Below are 19363 nucleotides of genomic sequence, written 5' to 3'. Positions count from 1 at the left end.
GGCCTCAGGTCTCGGTGGGACGGGTCTGGCGAAGGAAATGGCCGGTCACCAGCCAGGCGCCCAGCCAACCCAGGACCAGGGTGCCGACCAGCACCATCGCAGAATGCAGCAGATCGAGCCCGTGCAGGGTAAAAGAACTGCCATAGCTGTCGGCCAATGTCGCCAACGGTGCCTGCAAGGCCAGCCCGGAGGCGGCGATCAGCGCGAGCGCCACCGCGCCGGCACCCAGCCCATACCACGCACCCAGATACAGAAACGGGCGCCGGATGAAGCCATCGCTGGCGCCCAGCAACTGCAGCACGCCGATTTCTTCGCGCCGCGACTGGATGTCCAGCCGCACGGTGTTGCCGACCACCAGTACCGCGCCGACGCCCAGCAGCGCCGAGAGCACCTGCACCAGACGCTCGCCGAAGCGCAGCCAGCCATCCAGGCGTTTGCGCCACAGTGCGTCGTGCTGCACCTGGTCGGTCTGCGGCAAGGCCTGCAGCGCGCCGGCCAGTTGCGCATCGTCGGCCGCATCGGTCGGGGTGACGATCAACAGCGTGGGGAGCGGGTTGTCGCCGAGCGCATCGATCGCCTCATTGAGCTTGGCGCTTTCGCGCAGCTCGGTCAGTCCCTGTGCGGGCGTGCGCAGCGTGACCTGGGCGACGTCGGGGCGCGCACGCAATTCGCCGGCCAGCGCCTGTGCGGCATCGGCGCCGATATCGACCTTCAGAAACAGATTGATCTCGCGCGATTGCTGCACGCTGCCGGCCAGCAGCTTGACGTTGTCCAGCGCGATCGACAGCCCCAGCGGCAAGGCCAGTGCCAGCGCCATCACCACGATGGTCAGCAAGGTGGCCCACGGCTTGCGCATCGCGCGGCCCAGGCTGAAGGCGATGCTGTGCAGATGGTGGTCGATCCACACGCCGAAGCGCGAGGGTGCGGCGGCTTCGGTATTGGCGGGCTTGCTCATTCGGCCAGATCCTGCGGCGAGATGTCGTCGACCAGCCGGCCGTGATCCAGGATCAGCACGCGCTTGCGCATCTGCTTGAGCAGGGCCAGATCGTGGCTGACCACCAGCACGCTGGTGCCGCGCGCCGGCAGCTCGGCGAACAACTGCATGATTTCGGCGGCCAGCGCCGGGTCGAGATTGCCGGTGGGCTCATCGGCCACCAGCAAACGCGGCTCGCCAACAATGGCACGGGCGATGCCCACGCGCTGCTGCTCGCCGGCCGACAACTGCGACGGCAAGGCCTTCTCGCGATGGGCCAACCCAATCCGCTCCAATGCCGAACGCACGCGCTTGCCGATCTCGGCGCGGCGGGTGCCACGCAGGATCAATGGCAATGCCACGTTCTCGGCGATGCTGCGGTCGGTGAGCAGGCGATGGTCCTGGTAGACCGCCCCCACCTGGCGACGATGCAGCGGAATCTGCCGGCCGCGCACCTTGAGCAGGTTGCGCTCACCCAACAGCACCGCGCCCTGGCTCGGGCGCTCGCTGAGGTGGATCAATTTGAGCAAGGTACTTTTGCCGGCGCCGGAGTGGCCGGTCACGAACAGCATCTCGCCATCGGCCACTTCGAAGCTGACATCGGTCAGCGCCTGGTGGCCACCGGCGTAGTGCTTGCTGACGTTGTCGAAACGCAGAACGGTCATCCAGCGATTATGCCGGAGCGCCAGCGCTTGCGTCGCATCGCCGAAGCCCGGCGATGCGATTGCAGCGGCAACAGATCAGTTGCCGGAGACCAGCGAACGCAATCTGCGGCCGATACGACTCAGCAGCGACGGGCTGCCCGACGGCTTGGTCGCACTGCGCACCGGCTTTGCGACCACCTGGGTCGGCTTGCGCGGTGCGGCCGGCGCAGCAACTGGTGTGGACGCCACCGCTGGCTCGGCACCTTCGACCGGACGGCCGTTACGGCGACGACGACGCTTGCGCGGTGCGCGCTCGGCATCGGCCACGCTGGTGGACGGCGCTTCGGCCGTCGCTACTGGGACCACAGGCGCTTCCGAGGCTGCTGCAACGGTTGCGGTCTCGGCGGCAACGTCGCCTTCGACACGCGGCTTGCGGCGCGGACGCGGCTTGGCATCGGCACTGCCTCCATCACGGCGACCACCACTGCTGCTGCCACTGCGCGAGGCGCCACCCGGGCCGCTGCGACCACCGCCACGACGCTGCTCTTCGGCAGCACGCTGTTCGCGCGCCTCGCGGAAGATCGTGCCCACGCTGTCGCCAGCGTCGGCGTCGACCTCTTCGCCTTCCACCGGCACGCGTGCGGTACGCGGCAACGGGATCAGCAGTTCGGAGGTCACCGGCTCGACCGGGATCTTCTGCGCGATGTAGGCCTCGATGTCCGGCAGACTCATCGCATAGCGCTCGCAGGCGAAGCTGATCGCATCGCCTTCTTCGCCCAGACGCGCAGTACGGCCGATACGGTGCACGTAATCTTCCGCATCGAACGGCAGGTCGTAGTTGTAGACGTACTTGACGCCATCGATATGCAGGCCGCGCGCGGCCACATCGGTGGCGACCAGGATCTCGAGCTGGCCCTTCTGGAAGCGGTTGAGCAGCGATTCGCGCTTCTTCTGCGGCACATCGCCGGACAACACGCCGACCCGGTAACCATGACGCTCCAGCGTGCGCGCCACGCGCTCGACGAACGCCTTGGTGTTGACGAACACCATGGTGCGCGCGCCTTCGCTACGCGACAGCAGGCCGAGCAGCAGCGTCTGCTTCTCCTCGTCGGAGGGGAAATAGATGCGCTGGCGCACCCGTGCGGCGGTGATGGTCTCAGTCTCGACTACCAGCTTTTCCGGCTCGTTCATGTGCTCGTAGGCGAGCTCGAGCACGCGGTGGCTGAGCGTGGCCGAGAACAGCAGGGTCTGGCGAGTGCCGCGCTCGGGCATGCGCCGCAGCAGGAAGCGGATGTCCTTGATGAAGCCCAGATCAAACATGCGGTCGGCTTCGTCCAGCACGCAGATTTCGCAGGCGTGCAGCGAGACCACCTTGTGCTGTTTGACGTAGTCGATCAGCCGGCCCGGGGTCGCGATGATCACGTCCACGCCCTGCTGCAGCAGCTCGCGCTGCTTGTCGTAGTCCACCCCGCCGTAGACCAGCGCAAAGCGCAGGCCCAGGTCGGCGCCGAACTTGACCGCATCCTTGTGGATCTGGATCGCCAGCTCGCGGGTCGGGGCCAGGATCAGCGCGCGCGGGTCTTCCGGCTTGCGGTCGGCCAGCGCCGGGCGGTTCAGCAGGCGGTTCACCACCGTCACCAGGAATGCCAGGGTCTTGCCGGTGCCGGTCTGGGCCTGGCCGGCGACATCGCCGCCTGGCAGCGCGACCGGCAGCGTCAGCGCCTGGATCGGGGTACAGCGGGTGAACCCGGCGCTCTCCAGCCCGGCGATCAGCGCCGGATGCAGGTCGAACGTGGAAAAAGTCAAATCGGTCAGCGGTTTGTCGCTCATTATTCCGTCTTCGTGAGGCGCCCTGGGCAGCCCGGGCGCGGCTTGCATCGATGCCGACAGCGTCGCAAACTGCGGCTGTTGTGGCGGACAGCGCGGCTTCAGGACTGACACTTGATTCAGTCGCGCAATGCCCCAGTTTAACGCAATGTAGCGGCCTGCCCGTTCGGGCGGGCCGTTTTGGTTTCCAGGAGACCCAACGTGAGCGATAAGGTTCAACATGTCGGCGATGCCGACTTCGATACAGCTGTACTGCAATCCGGCGAACCGGTCCTGGTGGATTTCTGGGCCGAATGGTGTGGCCCGTGCAAGATGATCGCCCCGGTGCTGGACGATCTGGCCGATACATATCAGGGCAGACTCAAGGTTGCCAAGGTCAATGTGGACCAGAACCGCGCCCTGGCCATCAAGTACCACGTGCGGTCGATCCCGATGCTGCTGCTGTTCAAGGACGGGCAGGTGCAGGCAACCCAGATCGGGGCGGTTGGCAAGGGCCAACTCACCCAGATGATCGACAAGACCCTGGGCGGCGCGGCCGCCTGAGCGAGCGGGCGTCCCAGCGATGGGCGCCCCCGATGTTTCGCCAGCAGTTAAACCCTGCCCGGGCAGACGCTTGCGCGGTTGAGCGCAGCGGTGATAGTGTCAGTCGATCCGGAGCACGTTCGTGCGCCGCCGTACCCCTCTAGAACGTCTCTCTAGACTCCCATCACCATAGTTCGCCCCCCAGCCGGGCGCTCGCACTCTTAGCGAGGAATCAAGCACTTGTCCGATCATCCTTCTTCCGATACCGGGAGCGTCGACGCTCCTGTCGAGAAACGCGTGCGCAAGCCGCGCGTGAGCAAGACCGCCGTTGCCAATGACGACGGTGGCGCACAACAGCCCAACCTGCCCTTGCCCGCCAGCCCCGCGCCCGATGTTCCGCGCGCGCCGCAGGCACCGTCGCACGCTGCCGATTCGGCACCGGCGCAGACGTCCAGCGATGGCGCATATGCCGGTAACGCCCCCAGCGCCAGTCAGGGCAACCAGGGCGGCGACACCCATGGCGAATCCCGCGAGGGTGGCCAGTCGCAGCAGCAGCGCTTCAACCAGGCGCAGAACCAGCAGAACCAGAATCAGGCGCAAAGCCGGGGTCAAGGCCAGAACCAGGGTCAGGCCCAGGTCCAGGGCCAGCCGCAAGGTCAGGGTCAGGACCAAGGTCAGAACGCCGGCCAGAATCAGCAAGGTCAGGGCCAGGGGCAGAACCAGCAGGGCAATCGCCGTGACCGGTTCCGCAACCGCCGCGACCGTGGGCCGCGCGATCGGTTCGGTAATGAAACCGGTGGCGGCATGCCGTCGTCCGATGGCAGCAACGAGCCGTTTATCGCTCGTCCGCACCCGGCCGTGCCGGAAGGCTTCCCGGTGTATTCGCTGAGCGATCTCAAGCGGATGCCGGCGCAGAAGCTGCTGGATATCGCTGACCAGCTCAACATCCAGGAAGGCGTGGCGCGTGCGCGCAAGCAGGACGTGATCTTCGCCCTGCTCAAGGTGCTGACCCGCCACGGCGAAGGCGTTGCCGCCGACGGCGTGCTGGAAATCCTGCCCGACGGCTTCGGTTTCCTGCGTGCCGCCGAAGCCAGCTACCTGGCCGGCCCGGACGATACCTATATCTCGCCCAGCCAGATCCGCCGCTTCAACCTGCGCACCGGCGACCATCTGTCCGGCCGCATCCGCTTCCCGAAGGACGGCGAACGCTATTTCGCGCTGTCGATCGTCGACACCATCAACGGCGAACCGCTGGAAGCCAGCAAGAACAAGGTGCTGTTCGAGAACCTGACCCCGCTGTTTCCGCGCCGGCGTTTCCGTCTGGAGCGTGGCGATGGGTCCACCGAGGACATCACCGGCCGCATCCTGGATCTGATGGCGCCGCAGGGTAAGGGTCAGCGTGCGCTGATCGTCTCCCCGCCCAAGGCCGGTAAGACAATGATGATGCAGCAGGTGGCCACGGCCATCACCAGCAATCATCCCGAAGTGCACATGATCGTGTTGCTGATCGACGAGCGCCCGGAAGAAGTCACCGAAATGCAGCGCACCGTGCGCGGCGAGGTCATCTCTTCCACGTTCGATGAGCCGGCTGCGCGTCACGTGCAGGTTGCCGAGATGGTGATCGAGCGCGCCAAGCGCCTGGTCGAGCACAAGAAGGACGTGGTGATCCTGCTCGACTCGATCACCCGTCTGGCGCGCGCCTACAACAACGTGGTGCCCAGCTCCGGCAAGGTGCTCACCGGTGGTGTGGACGCCAACGCATTGCATCGCCCGAAGCGCTTCTTCGGTGCGGCCCGTAATGTGGAAGAAGGCGGCTCGCTGACCATCATCGCCACGGCGCTGGTCGAGACCGGCAGCAAGATGGACGAGGTGATCTACGAAGAATTCAAGGGCACCGGCAATAGCGAAGTGCATTTGAATCGTCGCATCACCGAAAAGCGCGTCTACCCGGCGATCGACATCAACCGTTCGGGTACGCGTCGCGAAGATCTGTTGATCGAGCCGGAGCTGCTGCAGAAGATCTGGATTCTGCGCAAGCTGCTGCACCCGATGGACGAAATCGCAGCGATGGAATTCCTGCTGGACAAGATGAAGACCACCAAGTCCAACGACGAGTTCTTCAGTTCGATGAAGCGCTGATTTCGATCGGCATTCTCGATAAGAAAAAGCCCCGCATTGCGGGGCTTTTTTTTGGGTACGCGATTGCTTGCAGTCACAAGCCTGGTTGGCCGAGTGCGCGGTGCCCTCACCGCTCGCGGGACACGCCGTGAATCCGTCCATGGAGGCTCGGTGGCGGCATCCATGCCGCCACACGGTCCCGCAATCGGTAAGGACACCGCACCAGAAAGTTAGCTGACTACTTTGTTGAAAACCATGCGCACCGACCATCTCAACTGGTCCTTGCCCGCCCACCGTCGCGGGACCTTACGCGGCATGGATGCCGCGTAAGAGCCTACACGGACGTACTTGCGGCGTGTCCTGCGATGGTGGGCGGGCAAGGACCCTGCAGCAAACTCACAGCATCAAGGTCGCGGCAAGGACACCGCACCCGACAGTTTGCTGGCTGTTTATTGAAACTATGCACACCGACCATCTTCGATGGTCCTTGCCCGCCCAGCGTCGCGGGACCTTACGCGGCATGGATGCCGCGTAAGAGCCTACATGGACGTACTTGCGGCGTGTCCCGCGATGGTGGGTGGGCAAGGGCCCTGCAGCCAAATCGCAGATCAGCCGCCCTGCCGCCAAGCATCAGATAATCCGCCCCGCAGCGAAGGCCCAGATCGTCTTCTCCGCAATAGACCGGCATGAAGTAGTTTGCCAGCCGCTCTGATGTTGGCGTTGCGCCTAACTTCCTTGCAGCGGTGTCACCAAGCGCACACCTACTCCGCGTGCCGAGAACAATCCACTTCCAGGTAGCGCATCCGGACTGTCGGTCGATGCTGACGCACCGCGCTGTTCGTGCCAGGGCGCCGGCTGACGCGGGCCCGGCAAATAGGATTGCCACTTTTTGGCTTGCTTTGCAGCGGTCAGATTGCCTGGCCAGGTTTCGATGTCGAAGGTGACCGGAACCCGCATGACCCAGTACGGCGCGTCGGCCTCGGCGCCTTGCGTGGGTGGCACAAATGTCCAGCGCTGCGCCTTGGCGATTGCGGCATCGGCAAATGCCTTGCGCCAGCGCGCGCGCTTGGATTCCGGCGCCAGCGTGGTCAGGTTGACCTGCTCTGCGACCAGATCCTCGACCTTGCCATCGCGGCCGATCTTGAGCAGCAGATACACCACCCCTGTCGCACCCTCTCGAAACGCATGCTCAGGGTAGGCCGGTGGCGGCATGTCCTTGGCAGCGACGCTGGCGGCACCTTGCTCCTGGCTGCCGAAATGCGCGCTGCGAATCGACACCGCATACGTGTTGTTGTCACCCGGCTTGGCGACCAGCAGCAGATTCATCGGTAGTTGCGCGGGCAATGCGCTTCCATCGTCTTTGACAGGGTCGAAGCGCCAGGAGGCGATCGACTGTTTGACGCGGTCGCGGACCACTGGCGGCAAGCTTGCTTCGTCGGTGAGCTTGACCGCCGTGACAGTGCCGTCCGGAGTCAGCGTCAATTCGCCCGCGACATTCATACTGGCCTCCATCTGCGCCTGCACCTGCGCGGCACTGGGACGTGCCTGCACGCCGTTGATACTCGCCATTGCCAACAAAATCCCCAGGCCCAAGCGTTGCTTCCACTGCATGACCGCGCTCCATCGTGATTGAATCCTCGTTGTACCAGCCTTGGTGCATACGCGTAAATCCTGGACCAGATTTATCCATTTCTCCGTCGGTAACGGCGGCGTGCCGGGGTGCTTGAATGCCTGCGACGCGATTGCGCAGTTGCGATACACCGACAGCGGATGGAGGTACGCGCACACGCCTCAGCGCTGCAGCAAATGGACGTGCGCGATCTGCGCGGCATCGGACGATTCGGCAGTCAGCACTGTTGCGCCTTGCGTGAGTCGGATCGTCTGCAATTGCGGTTGCAGACGACGCAGCGGATCGAGTTGCGCCAGCAGATCGCAGGCCGCCGACGCCCATGCGGCAGCCGGCCCGATCCAGCGACCATCGGCAGCGACCGGATTGTAGGGATAGGCCACGATCCAGCGCGCGGCGCCGGAGGGTGCAGTGACGACCGTGGGATCTGGTGCGTACATCGCGGGTGCCAGCTGCAACATGGACGTTGGCTGTGCGGAGATGTCGTGATCGGCATGGGCAGGGCGCAGCCACAGCCTGGCGGATTCATCGGAGTGCCAGGGACGCAGCGTCAAACCTGTGCGCGGCGCCAGTGCAACCACGTGGCGATACAGCTGCGCGCTGAGTGGATCGTCGGGATCGTAGGTGATCGCAAGGCTGCGATGGCCACGCGCCTGCGCCACGTCGAGTAGGCGTGCCAGCTGTGCCTGTACGCCGGGAAATGCGTAATCCCAGCGCGCGCCCTGCGGTGCGTCCAGCATGGAGAACGGCAGCGCAGTGACGATGTTGCGACCATGCATCAGATCGGCGTACGTCTGTTCCCAGCCGGCGATAAACGGTGCCAGCAACAAGGTGTCGCGCGATGGATGCAGCTGCGACTGCAATAGCTCGGCGGCCTCTTCGGGCGTATCGAAAGACACCACGTCGAAGGCGGCCAGGCGCCCGGTTTCTGCAGGACGACAGCTGCGCAGCGCATCGTGCAATGCATCGGCAATCGGCTGACGGCCCGGGCGCGGCAACAGCAGTGCGATGCGCAACGAAGCATCGCGCTGCGCAACCGGATGCGACAGCTGCTGCAGATAGGCCAGCAAGGCCTGCACTTCGTCATCGGCCAGTGCGACGCGCGGCATGATCGGGTCCAGACGGCGACCGTCCGGCGCGCTGCCGGCGCACACCGCATGCGTCAGTGCTTGCACGTCGTAGCGAGTCAATGGCGCATCGGCGCGACGTGCGGGGAACCGCGCCGATAGCTGCGACCACCGAATATCCGGCGCATGCACGAAGCCCTCGGATTTACCGCGGCCGTCGTCGCCATGACAGCCGGCGCAGCCGTGCACGCCGAGGCCGGCGACGTTGCGTCCGTCGCGCCCGATGCCGGTTGCATATAGCGACCGGCCAAGCTCGGCGGGCGGCACGCTTTGGGCGAGCGCAGTGGCCGCTATACAGGCGCACGCGCACGCGGCGAGCAACCAGGCGCACAGGCGGCGATGCATCGGCGTGCGCTCAGGCTTCGTCGGCAAGCCGCAGCAGATCCAGCGCGATCCGCTCCGCCGGCGCATCCGGACGCAGCTTGAGCCAATGCTGGCGCCCGGCACGCCCGGCGATCAGCAGCGTGCTGTGGCTCTCGGGCTCGCCACTCCATTGGCCCAGCTTGCCGAGCACCTGCTGCATCGTCTCGGGGGCGGCGACGACAAAGCGCCAGCCGTCCACGTCAGCACCGTACTTGGTAGCGAAGGCCTTCATCGATTGCGGGGTATCGCGCTCGGGATCGATCGACAGCGACAGAAAGCGCACGTCCTTGCCGAAACGCTCGCCCAGCTGCCGGCGCACCTGCTGCAGCATCTGCGTCTGCATCGGGCAGGCGTTGGGGCAGTTGGTAAACACCAGGTTGACCAGCACCACGCCTTCGCTCAACAGATCGGTATAGAAGCGGTGGCCGACGCCGTTTTGGTCAACCAGGGTGTCGTCGCCGAAGTAGTCGCGTGCGCGCGTCTCGGGCGCGCCGGTGGAGGTGCCGCGTGCAGCCGCCAATGCCGGCCACGCCAGTACCAGCGCCAGACACAAGCGCCGCCGGTTCATGGCGCACCTCGCGCGCCGGCATCGGCCGCCAGCGCGTCGACGGCGGCCAGCAATCGCGCCGGCTCGGGCATGCCGACCCATCGCCACCAGCGTCCCTGGCGCGCATCGCCGACCAGCATCACCGGGCCGTGGTCTTCCGGCCGGCCACCGACCGGCAGCCCGAAGCCGCGCAGGACCCGGTCGATATCGGAAGGCGTGCCGGTGAGCCAGTACCAGCGCTCGCCAGCGCGGACGCGCCGACTAAAGTCGAGCAGTTGCGCGGGGGTGTCGTGGCGCGGGTCCAGGGTGATCGAAATCAGCGTGACCTTGCCGCGCGGCCGCAGCGCTAGCTCGCGCTGCACGCTGCCCATCACGGCAGTGAGCGCCGGACAGATGGTGGTGCAGCGGGTGTACATGAAATCGACCACCACGATGCCTTCCTGCAGCAGCGGTTGCAGATCGTGAGGCTGACCGTGGGCGTCCAGCAACGCCACTTCCGGCACCTGCACCTCGGTGGGACTAGCGGCCAGGGTCTGCGCCTGTGCCATGCGGTGATGCTCGGCGTGCGGGCCGTGCTGGGCCGCAGCCGCCACGGCAGTGGAAGACAGCAGCATCAGGCCGCAGGCCGAGAGCAGGAACATGCGCATTTAGTTGGCTCCTTGCAAAACGGTGGGCTCACGAACGAACAAGGTGGCAAAAACCAGTTGCACCGGCGTGGCTGCGTCCAGATAGGCGTAGTAACCGCCGCTGGCCTGCAACGCGCCGTGCGCGACCCAGACTCCTGGCTGCGCGGTGTCCGGATGCATTGGCCAGGTGGCGGTGACGTTGCCGTTGGCCATGACGATGCGCAGCCGCAATGGCTGGCCGGCGATGCGGGCGGCCGCCTGCGCATCGCGCGCGGCAACCCGCAATGCGAAACGTTCGCCCGGCGCCAGCGAGCGCGTCGAATCGCCTTCCCAGCGCATCGCCACCTGCGCAGGCCCCGCTGCAGGCGCGGCGGCGGCGACCTGCAGGCCGATGCATTCCTGCACCTTGGGCAGGGCGCTGGCGATGGCCATCACCATCTGCCCGGCGGCGGGCAGGCGCACGATGGCGGTGTATTCGCCCACACCGGTCTGGCGCAGACCGCGACGCGCCAGCAGTGCCGCCATCGGCGTATGCCCGTAGGTGCGCACGCCCGCATCCGGCGCGTTCATGCCTTCCATGTAGTGATACAGCGTGCGCTCGGCAGGAGTGGCGATGAAGGCGCCGTTGCCCTCGTAGCTTTCGGCCATGCTGGAGGCGCGCGGCAACTCCGCACTGGCCGAGGGCGCGGCGGCACCGGCGGGTACGAATTTCAAAAACGGCGCGGCAGTGTCCAGGCTGGCCAGCGACAACAATGCGACCTGCTCGCTGTCCAGCGCGCACGTAGGCGTATTGCGCGGAGAAGGCGATGTCGTATGGCCGCCCGGAAATGGTGATGGCATGCCGCAGCGCGCCGCTGCCTGCATCGTGGGCGAGCAGGCGATGCTGCGCGGGGTTGGCCAGCAGCACGTGGCGGGCATCCGGGGTGAGCCGGGCCGGGCCGCTGCCCCGCTCCACCACGCGCGTGTCCACCGCTTCGCCATCGCGGCTATAGCGCCAGATGCGCCCGGCGCGGGCGCTCACCACCCATAGCAAGCCATTGCCGGGGGCGAACAGCACCGCGGATGGTTCGTCGTCCAAAGACAGCCGGCGCACGATCGCCAGGCTGTCGGTGTCGACGATCGCCAGCGCGCGCCCTTCGCGACTGCTGACATAGGCCAGGCGGCCATCTTCGGAAAACGCGATTTCGTGATGCCCGGCCGGCAGTGGCAACTGCGCCACGATGCGTGCCTCCACGGTGTCGAATACATCAACGCCGCTATCGCCGGCCTCGCCGACGCGGCCGATCCACAACAGGCGTTCGCCCGGCTGCAACGCCAACCGGGTCGGGCGGCCCTGCAACGCGACATGCGCGAGTGTCTTCAGGCCTTGGACATCGAGCACGGCGAGTTTGCGTGCCTCCGGCAAGGCCACGTACAGCCGCGCATCGTCGCTGGTCTTGACCCAATCGAAGCCGCGCCCTTCCAACCGCATTGCGGCCAGCAGACTGGTGCGTCCGCTGAAACTGACCGCCGGGTCCAGCACCGAGACGCTGGGTTCGGCATCCAGACTGAGCAGGTAGTAGCCGGTCAGATCGAGCAAGGGGCGCTGCAACAGATTGGCGCTGAGAAAACCGGCGATGCGCTGGTGGCAGACCGGCACCGCGCCGGACAGCGGATCGGTGGCCCGATCCAGCCAGGCACCCGGCGCCCAGTTGTTCAATGGCTGCCCATCGGCCAACCGCCTGGCATCGATACGCAGCCGCAGTTGCTGCCCGGCGACCGGCTGCCCCGATGCGCCCGGCTCCAGCGCTTCCAGGCGCAGACGCAAGCCCACGCCTTCCGCTTCCAGAGCCCTATCCAGATAGACCGGCGGCGGCGGTTTGGGCGGCGGCGCGGCCAACGCCAGCGCGCACAGCAGCAGCCCGGCGAGTGCACTGCCTGTTCGCAGACTCCGGCGCGGGCGCGGCGGTGCCATCAGCGGCAATCGCGGCGTAACGGTGTGGCCGGATACGTCGCTGCCGCCGCCTGCACCCGCACGATCGCCCACAGGCCGTTGGTGATGCCGAAGCCGCCGTGGTCGCGCCACAGGTAATCGCCGGTGACGCCGGCTTGCCCACCGGCCTTGGGCAGCACGATGTCGAAGTGCGACAGCGGGGTGACGCTCTCCTGCCCGCCCATCGCCATCTGGGTCGGGTTGTCGCCGATGCACTGCGATGGCACGCCCCAGTCGGCCGGTTTGCCGCCTTGCGGGAATCCCGCTGCGGTGACGCGCTCGGCCAGGTACGGGTCGCGCGGCCAGCTGTGACCATGCAGTTCCACCACCGAGGCGCGGCCCACACCGGTCGGCATCACACTGCGCAAGCGGGTTTCCTCCCCCGCATAGGCCAGCAGCACGGGCACAAACGGTTCGCCGACGTTGGCTTGCGCCGTTGTCGCAGTGCCGCCATTGCTGCAGCACTGATTGTCGAATGCCTGCCAGGCCTCTGAGATACCGCCCAGTCCATCGCCGCCGAACGGCGCATCCGGTGCGATGCCGAAGCGGAACCACATCGGTTCGCTGCCGTAGTTGATCGCCATATGCCCGGAGTCGTGCGCATCCTCCGGTGCGGTGCGCAGTGGATCTTCGTTGGCGTCCACGCGTTCTGCAGCGATGTTCTGTACCGCCTTGCCATCGGCGTAGCGCAGGTTCAATCCTTTCTGATGGACCAGGGCCAGATCGCGGAAGCTGCGATTCTGGGTGGCCCCCGCCGCATCGACGATGCGGTAGCTGACATCGGCGGTGGCGCGGCTGCGGGTCTGCGGAAAGCTGGCCGATGCCGGGTCCTGGCGATTGCGCATGCGGTCGTCGCTGTACTCGCGCCAGCGCGCGCCCTTGGGCTCGATCACCAGCGCGCCCACTGCCGCCTTCTGGCCCTGCTTGATCCGGTCCGGCGGGGTCAGGTTGCTGCCGCCGAACTCCACGCCGACATAGCGGCAGGCCTTGGCCGACAACGCGACCAGCTCGGTGCTGTCCAGGGTCAGATCCGGATAGCGCAGCTCGCGCCAGGCGTAGGCGCGCTTGGCGCCGGAAGGATCGTTGGCGGCGCTGTCCACGCCTTCGACTTCGTAGCGGAAGCTGGCGGTGATGCGCGCGGTCAAGACGTCGGCTTCTTCGCGGGTTTTTTCCTGCAGCAAACGCTCCAACACCACCTGGCGCAGCGCAGGATCGGCGACGCATTTGCCACGCGTGTCGGCCAGGCGTTCGCGATACAGATAGGCGTCGCCGTCGAGCAGTGCGGCTTCGTCGAGCTGCGCATCGGCGCCTTCCTTGGGGTCGCGCAACGCCGGTGGCGCGGCATAGGCGCGCAGTGCCTCGCCGGCCAGCGGCTTGCCGTCCGGTACGCTCTCCAGGCAGGCCTGTACGGGCGCCTGGCGCAGCAGATCGCTGGCAAGGGCACGCGAGCGCTCGTTGGCACTGCCCTCCAGCGCGTACCCGGGTTCGAGCGCGCTGAGCACCACGTCCTCGAATGCGGCGGCGGTCATCAGCTCGGTCAACGGGCGCAGGTTCGGTTCGCGTGCGAACTGGCTGAGCAGGTCCAGAAACGGCGCCTTGTCGCCTGCGTAGATCGGGCATAGCCCGGCCGAGGGCAGCGTGTCGATCACCCCGGCATACCACTGATAGACCTTGCTCCAGTTCGGCGAAATGGTGCTGATCTTGTTGGTGCCGACGTTGTTGCCGTCGTAGGACTGCACGTCGTAATGCACCAGTTGCGGATGCAGGCCGACGCGGTTGGAGGCGTGCACAAGGTTGTTGTTGAACGACTGCATGCTCGAGCTACCGCTGCCGGCCGAGCGCCGCACCGTGCCGGACATCGAGGTATAGCCCTCCAGATCCGGCATGCCGGCACGCGCGCGCGGCAGGCGGTTGTGCAGCACCACCTGCAGGCACTCGCCGGCGGATGCGCGCAGCACCAGTGGTTCGACGGGGCGATCCGGCCGCAGCATGCCCTTGGCATCGAGATCCTCGTTGCGCACGAACAGGATGGCGGAGGGATCGTGCAGCGGGCCGCTGCCGTAGCGTTGCGTGGTGACCCCGCCCTTCTCGTCGGTGGTTTGCAAGGTAATCTCGGTGGCGCGCGGGTTGTAGACCAGCGTGCCGCCGCGCGGGTTGAGCCGGCTGCCGGCGAGACCTGCCGGAATCGTCACGCCCAACGCGTTGCCGAGCGCGGTGTTGGCCAGCACCGCAGCCACGTGATACCGCCGCACCGGCGCATTGACCGGGCAATCGTTGAACAGCCCGCGCCCCTGCTGCGGGGCCAGCAAGGCCGGGCGCGGTTGGCTGGGCAAGGCGACCAGCCGGTCGCTACGCACATCGCGGCGGTTGTGGCTGCGCAACACGCCCCACACCCCGCTCCACAGGCCGTCCTGGCTGCTGTCGATGGTGTACATGCGGTCGTTGAGATGGGTGGCGCTTTCGTAATCGGTGATCCGCGCCGAGAAGGTGAACTGCTCGGACAATCCGGCGTTCTGGCTGTTGCGCCAGCCCGAATGCGGCGCCTGGCCGAAACCGGAGCCGCCCTGCATCCACGCCATGCCGTTGATGGAGGCGTTGTGTTCGTGCTCGTGCGCGCCGGCCTGGATCTTCACCCGCACCAGATCGCCGGAATAGGCACGCAGGATCGGCGTATACGGATCGCCGGCCAGGCGACGCGCGTTGACGTCGGCGGGATAGTGCGGGCTGCTGCCGGCCAGCGACGGATCTTCACCACCGATGCCGTTGAGCACGCTGATCGCGCGATCAGTGCGGGTCTGCAGCGCGAACGCCAGATCGCCACGGTAGCTGTCGGCCTGCGCGCCGGACTTGCCATCGGCCGCCGTGGCGCTGGGGTTGTACACGCGCAAGCCGAGCGGCTCGTTGCGATAGTTCACCACCATCATGCCTACGTCGTCGGCGGAGATCGCCTCAGGACACGGCCGCGGCGGTGCGGTGCCGGGCACATACACCGCGCCCGGCAAACCGGTTTCGCCACCGGGGCAGCGCGGCTCGTAGGCGACGATATCCGGCAACACGGGCGAAGCGGGTTTGCGCACCGATGGATGAATCGCCTGGCGGAAGCTGTTGGCCGTGGGCAGCGCCGATGCATCGATGGTGGACGGCACGCCCTTGCTGGTAACGCCGTAGAAATAGCCCTTTTGATAGGCGTGCTGGAAATCGCCGAATTGCAGAAAGAACTCGCGGTGCGCGTCGTCGCGGCCATCGCCATCGCTGTCCAGCGGCTTGCCGCCCTTGTCGGTGATCACCGCCTGCCAGGAGGTCGGGCCACCGTCCATGCGCGTGGCCGCGTCGTACAACACCTTGCCGGTTTCGTTGTGCCGCCATAGCGCACCGGGCGGCTCGGTGAGCATGGTGGCGTAGAGCCCCAGCTGTTGATGCGTGGACGGGCCGAGATGGTCGTGGGTGAAGGTGATGCCCAGGCCGCGATGCACGCCCTGCGCATTGACCAGCGGATCGGAGAACCAACGCTGCAACGTGGTGCGTGCGCCCAACCAATCGCAGGCGCCAGGGAATCCATAGCTGTGTTCGAATTTTTCGAAATCGCCACCAAGTGCGCGCCAACGCGCTTCGCAATCGGCATATTGATGCCCGGTCAATGTGCCGAAATACGGATGCGAACTCGGCACCAGGGGCGCCTGCGTGCCGTCGTAGGGGTTGACCACGTCCGGCCGCCCCGCCGCGCGTTGCGCCTCGTTCCAGGCGTTGACCGCGTGGATGCGCTCGCGCACCGCACCGGGCGAAAAGGTGCCGTCTTCGTAATTCCATCCGTTGGCGCTGCCATCGGCCGAGGTCAGGTCCCACTTGGGCAGGTGAATATGCTGGCCGATGACATCGGTTGGCGTGGTGATCTGGTAATCGTCGGCATAGAAATCCTTCGGCACCAGATTGGTGTGCGCGTACATCGCGCAATCGAAGGTGTTCATGCGCAGCACCAGCGGCTCGGGCGGGCGGGTCTTGTCGAGCAGCGACGACACGTCTTCCCACAGGGTGAGGATGCGCTGCTGCGGATAGTGATAACCGACCTTGTTGAACACCACGTCCAGTTGCAGATTGGCACCGCGATACACGCGTGGGCTGTCGGCGCCAAATTCGATACCGCCCGGCAATGCGGCCGTGGCAGTGATCCAGGCACCGTTGCTGCCACCGAAAAAACGCCCATCGCCGCCGCGCTTGAGCAAGCTGCCCTGATCGTCGATGCAGGGTTCGTTGTACGGCGCGCCCGGCACCGATGGCGCACCGTTGGTGATGAAACGCGAGGTGCTGACCGTGCCAGCCATATCCACCGCATGGGTGGGATGCTCGCGCACCGCATGGAACTTCATCGCGACCTGTTCCAGATCGGTGCCGGCCTCGGGGTAATACACCGGCTTGGCCAGCTTGATGTGCTTTTCTGCGGTCATGCGATCGAGCTTGGAGTCGGTCACGCCGCCGGCCGAATAGCCGGCCAAGGCATGCCGTGGAATGCCGCCGTCGTGGCCTGCCACCACACCGGGAATGCTGGACATATCCAGCGGCGGGGTGGTCGGGCGCGAGCCCATCGTGGTTTCCGCACCGGCCACCCAGAACGGATAGCCGGGATTGCGATCGCGCTGCTGCACGCGCGCCACCGAGCCGTATTGCACGCCATCGACGATGCGCGGCTCCACCTGCACCGCCGCCGGCATCACCGCCATGCCCTTGCCAGGTAACGGCACGACTGCTGGAATCGGCGTACCGGCGACAATCTCGCCATCGGGCAAGGCACGCGACTGGCTGGCGGGGCGCCCGTTCTGCAAGCCGAACGGCGTTTCGTGGAAGCCAGAACGGGTCTGGCTGACCTGCAGCCGCGTGCCCGCTTCGAATACATCGTGATTGCGCCACATGTACCACATGCCTTGCGCGAAATGCGGGTAGAAATGGCAGTGGAAAATCGCATCGCCCACGGTCTTGTTGCGATTGCCCGAGCCGCCGTACGCGATCTCGTAGGTATAGCCCGACCCCGGCCCCAATCCCTGGGCATCGATGTAGTTGGCGTTGTCGTCGTTGGGATTGAACAACCACTGATGGTTGTGCAGGTGAAAGATGTGCTGTTCCTTGCCGGCATGCAGATTGCGAAACTTGACGAAGTCGCCGATGTAGCTGTGGTGCACGTTGGCTGGATCGTGCGGGTAGTACGCCTGAGTGGCGCGTTGCTCCTTGGGCTGCACACAATATTTGGCGCGCTGCGCCGCATAGCGCCGGTCGGTAAGATATTCCGGCTGGCACTGACTGATCACCAGGTTGGCCGGGTTATCGACCAGCGTGGCGGCATCGCCAACCGCAAACGAAGAGAGAAAGAATTCTTCGTAGGCGCAATCCAGGCAATCCTGCATCGGGCCCGCCTTGAGCCGGTTGGCGATGATCTCCGCACCCACGCCGCCGGAGCCGTAATTGATCATGAAGCCATCGCGCACGCCATGCAGCGTGTGCGAGAGCTCGGGGTGTTCGAAGAAATACGGAAATGCCTGGGTGGCAGCGTTTTCGTCATGAAAGACCGAGACGAATTCGCGGAACGGCTCCAGCCGATTCGGTAGCGCGGGATTGCGCTTGCCCTGCCCTTCCAGCGGATAGGTCCGCGCAGGAAAACTGCCGTCTTTTTCCGGTCCCACCACAATCGCATTGACCTCGCCGTGCACCAGGCGTTGCCCTTGCAGCATGTTGAGGATCGGCAGGCCCGCCTTGCCCTCGCGGCACCACACTCCGGCGCTGGCGCAATCGTTGGGGTAGGTGGCTTCGTAGTTGAGAATCGGTTGCCCGGAGGGCGTGGCACCCACCGTGGCCAGGCGCAGTTCTTCTTCGGTCAATTGCGCGCGGTAGAAACGCGCATTGAGCGGCTGCACGGCGACCGCAGCAAACAAGCCGACGCCACTGTTGCCGGCACTGCCTTCGCCGCCGAACACCGCACCATCGTTGCCGACCAAATAAGCGCCTTCGTGCGGCGCATGAAAGCAGTAGTCGCGGGTCTGTCCGGGCCCGGCCAGGCTGTCTGCATTTGCACCGGTGTTGGAACTGTCGCTATCGATCGAGCCGACCAGTTCCAACCCTTGTGGATGGAAGCCGACGACGCGGCTGTCGACTTGATCGTCGATGCGATAGAGGGTTTGTGAATCGGCAGTTCCAAGCGCGTCCTTGACCGCATGTTCCATTGGGTGCTCCACACCTGGGAGCGGATCGGGATAAGAGTTGAAAGGATTTCCAGATGTCTCAAGGAGATTGGTCAAGCGCACATGCAGATAGCCACCGGCGGCCACTCGCACTACCAACGGACGCGGACGCAGGTCAGGACGCAGCGCGATATCGCGGCTTCGATTGTTGGCAACCACGCGTGCAAACAAGGCCTGGCCCTGCGTGGAATAGTCGAGCACCTGGCTGTTGCTGCGGTGAATCAGATCGTGGCGCAACGCGTACATCGCCCAATTGACGTTCTGCGCGCCCAGGCGGTTGAACACCATGGGGTGGTCGATGGCCACGACATCGGCGAACACGGCCGATTGCGGGCAACTGAACGCGGCGCGCTGGGTCAGCTGCCCGCGTATGCGCTGCAGCGCGCTGTCTGACACGCGCAGGCCTTGATCAAGGCGCAGATCCACACGCTCAAGTGGCCGCGCCGGCTGCGCCATTGCCATTGCGGCAAGCACACACAGAGCCACGCAAAACAGACAGCGAGACATCGAGGAACGAACATCCATCACGTTCTTCTCCCACGCAAGACTGCACGAGTTGTCGCGGAGCAAGTCGCTCCGTCAGAGTGATGCACACAGGCAACAACAGCCGCACGAACGTACAGGCATGCACGTCGTCCGGCCGCGCCAGACGACGGATTGGTCTAATGCAGAAAGCGTGGTGAGAGGCGTCCGACTGCCTCGAAGTGAACATCCACTGTCGTGCCGATATAGCACAGCCAATCTGAGGTGCAAACAAGTTTCGGAGCAACGGTCAGCACATTTGCAACAGGCC

General features: G+C 65.7%; 12 protein-coding genes. 3 read left to right on the top strand and 9 right to left on the bottom strand.

Annotated features, from left to right (window positions below):
* Nucleotides 1-4: 4 nt before the first annotated feature.
* From ftsX to rhlB, 3 genes are all read right to left on the bottom strand, one after another.
* Nucleotides 5-955, bottom strand: coding sequence for a permease-like cell division protein FtsX (ftsX, locus tag AC1KVG_RS16520; protein WP_006453138.1), 951 nt, complete (start codon nt 953-955; stop codon nt 5-7).
* On the bottom strand, nt 952-1638 hold the full coding sequence (gene ftsE, locus AC1KVG_RS16515; protein WP_006453137.1) for a cell division ATP-binding protein FtsE: 687 nt from the start codon (nt 1636-1638) through the stop codon (nt 952-954). Before ftsE ends, ftsX begins: the two co-directional genes overlap by 4 nt.
* Nucleotides 1639-1713: 75 nt before the next feature.
* Nucleotides 1714-3447 (bottom strand): ATP-dependent RNA helicase RhlB, encoded by a 1734-nt coding sequence (rhlB, locus tag AC1KVG_RS16510; protein WP_481095108.1) that lies wholly within the window; start codon nt 3445-3447, stop codon nt 1714-1716.
* Nucleotides 3448-3645: 198 nt separating this feature from the next.
* Between rhlB and trxA the strand changes: the two genes are divergently transcribed.
* The gene (gene trxA, locus AC1KVG_RS16505; RefSeq protein WP_005923050.1) at nt 3646-3987 is read left to right on the top strand and encodes a thioredoxin TrxA; all 342 of its coding nucleotides are present in this window, start codon (nt 3646-3648) and stop codon (nt 3985-3987) included.
* Nucleotides 3988-4206: 219 nt separating this feature from the next.
* Nucleotides 4207-6105, top strand: coding sequence for a transcription termination factor Rho (gene rho, locus AC1KVG_RS16500; protein WP_481095107.1), 1899 nt, complete (start codon nt 4207-4209; stop codon nt 6103-6105).
* Between the two features lie 705 nt (nt 6106-6810).
* Here rho and AC1KVG_RS16495 read toward each other — a convergent pair.
* The 5 genes from AC1KVG_RS16495 to AC1KVG_RS16475 all read right to left on the bottom strand — a co-directional run bounded on the left by AC1KVG_RS16495 (nt 6811) and on the right by AC1KVG_RS16475 (nt 11214).
* Complete coding sequence (locus tag AC1KVG_RS16495; protein ID WP_481095106.1) at nt 6811-7695, bottom strand: energy transducer TonB; 885 nt, start codon at nt 7693-7695, stop codon at nt 6811-6813.
* 180 nt (nt 7696-7875) lie between these two features.
* A complete protein-coding gene (locus tag AC1KVG_RS16490) occupies nt 7876-9210 on the bottom strand; it encodes a c-type cytochrome (protein WP_481095105.1) in 1335 nt (444 codons plus the stop codon).
* On the bottom strand, nt 9194-9769 hold the full coding sequence (locus tag AC1KVG_RS16485; RefSeq protein ID WP_481095104.1) for an SCO family protein: 576 nt from the start codon (nt 9767-9769) through the stop codon (nt 9194-9196). The genes AC1KVG_RS16490 and AC1KVG_RS16485 overlap by 17 nt, the downstream gene beginning before the upstream one ends.
* On the bottom strand, nt 9766-10395 hold the full coding sequence (locus AC1KVG_RS16480) for an SCO family protein (RefSeq protein WP_481095103.1): 630 nt from the start codon (nt 10393-10395) through the stop codon (nt 9766-9768). Before AC1KVG_RS16480 ends, AC1KVG_RS16485 begins: the two co-directional genes overlap by 4 nt.
* Nucleotides 10396-11214, bottom strand: coding sequence for a hypothetical protein (locus AC1KVG_RS16475; protein ID WP_481095102.1), 819 nt, complete (start codon nt 11212-11214; stop codon nt 10396-10398).
* A gap of 349 nt (nt 11215-11563) precedes the next feature.
* On the opposite strand from AC1KVG_RS16475, the gene AC1KVG_RS16470 reads away from it, so the two are divergent.
* Nucleotides 11564-12445, top strand: coding sequence for a hypothetical protein (locus AC1KVG_RS16470; protein WP_481095101.1), 882 nt, complete (start codon nt 11564-11566; stop codon nt 12443-12445).
* Here the strand turns inward: AC1KVG_RS16470 and AC1KVG_RS16465 are convergent.
* Nucleotides 12328-19032 (bottom strand): hypothetical protein, encoded by a 6705-nt coding sequence (locus tag AC1KVG_RS16465; RefSeq protein WP_481095100.1) that lies wholly within the window; start codon nt 19030-19032, stop codon nt 12328-12330. The two genes, AC1KVG_RS16470 and AC1KVG_RS16465, sit on opposite strands and share 118 nt — an antisense overlap.
* Between the last annotated feature and the right edge of the window lie 331 nt (nt 19033-19363).

The sequence above is a fragment of the Xanthomonas sp. NCPPB 3959 genome (assembly GCF_056675575.1).
This window is presented reverse-complemented; position numbering and strand designations above follow the sequence as displayed.

Bases quoted from the DNA above. Each gene is read 5' to 3' on its own strand.
- ftsX (WP_006453138.1), bottom strand. From the start codon at position 955: ATGAGCAAGCCCGCCAATACCGAAGCCGCCGCACCCTCGCGCTTCGGC.
- ftsE (WP_006453137.1), bottom strand. From the start codon at position 1,638: ATGACCGTTCTGCGTTTCGACAACGTCAGCAAGCACTACGCCGGTGGC.
- rhlB (WP_481095108.1), bottom strand. From the start codon at position 3,447: ATGAGCGACAAACCGCTGACCGATTTGACTTTTTCCACGTTCGACCTG.
- AC1KVG_RS16495 (WP_481095106.1), bottom strand. From the start codon at position 7,695: ATGCAGTGGAAGCAACGCTTGGGCCTGGGGATTTTGTTGGCAATGGCG.
- AC1KVG_RS16485 (WP_481095104.1), bottom strand. From the start codon at position 9,769: ATGAACCGGCGGCGCTTGTGTCTGGCGCTGGTACTGGCGTGGCCGGCA.
- AC1KVG_RS16480 (WP_481095103.1), bottom strand. From the start codon at position 10,395: ATGCGCATGTTCCTGCTCTCGGCCTGCGGCCTGATGCTGCTGTCTTCC.
- AC1KVG_RS16475 (WP_481095102.1), bottom strand. From the start codon at position 11,214: ATGCCATCACCATTTCCGGGCGGCCATACGACATCGCCTTCTCCGCGC.
- AC1KVG_RS16470 (WP_481095101.1), top strand. From the start codon at position 11,564: ATGCCCGGCCGGCAGTGGCAACTGCGCCACGATGCGTGCCTCCACGGT.
- AC1KVG_RS16465 (WP_481095100.1), bottom strand. From the start codon at position 19,032: ATGGCAATGGCGCAGCCGGCGCGGCCACTTGAGCGTGTGGATCTGCGC.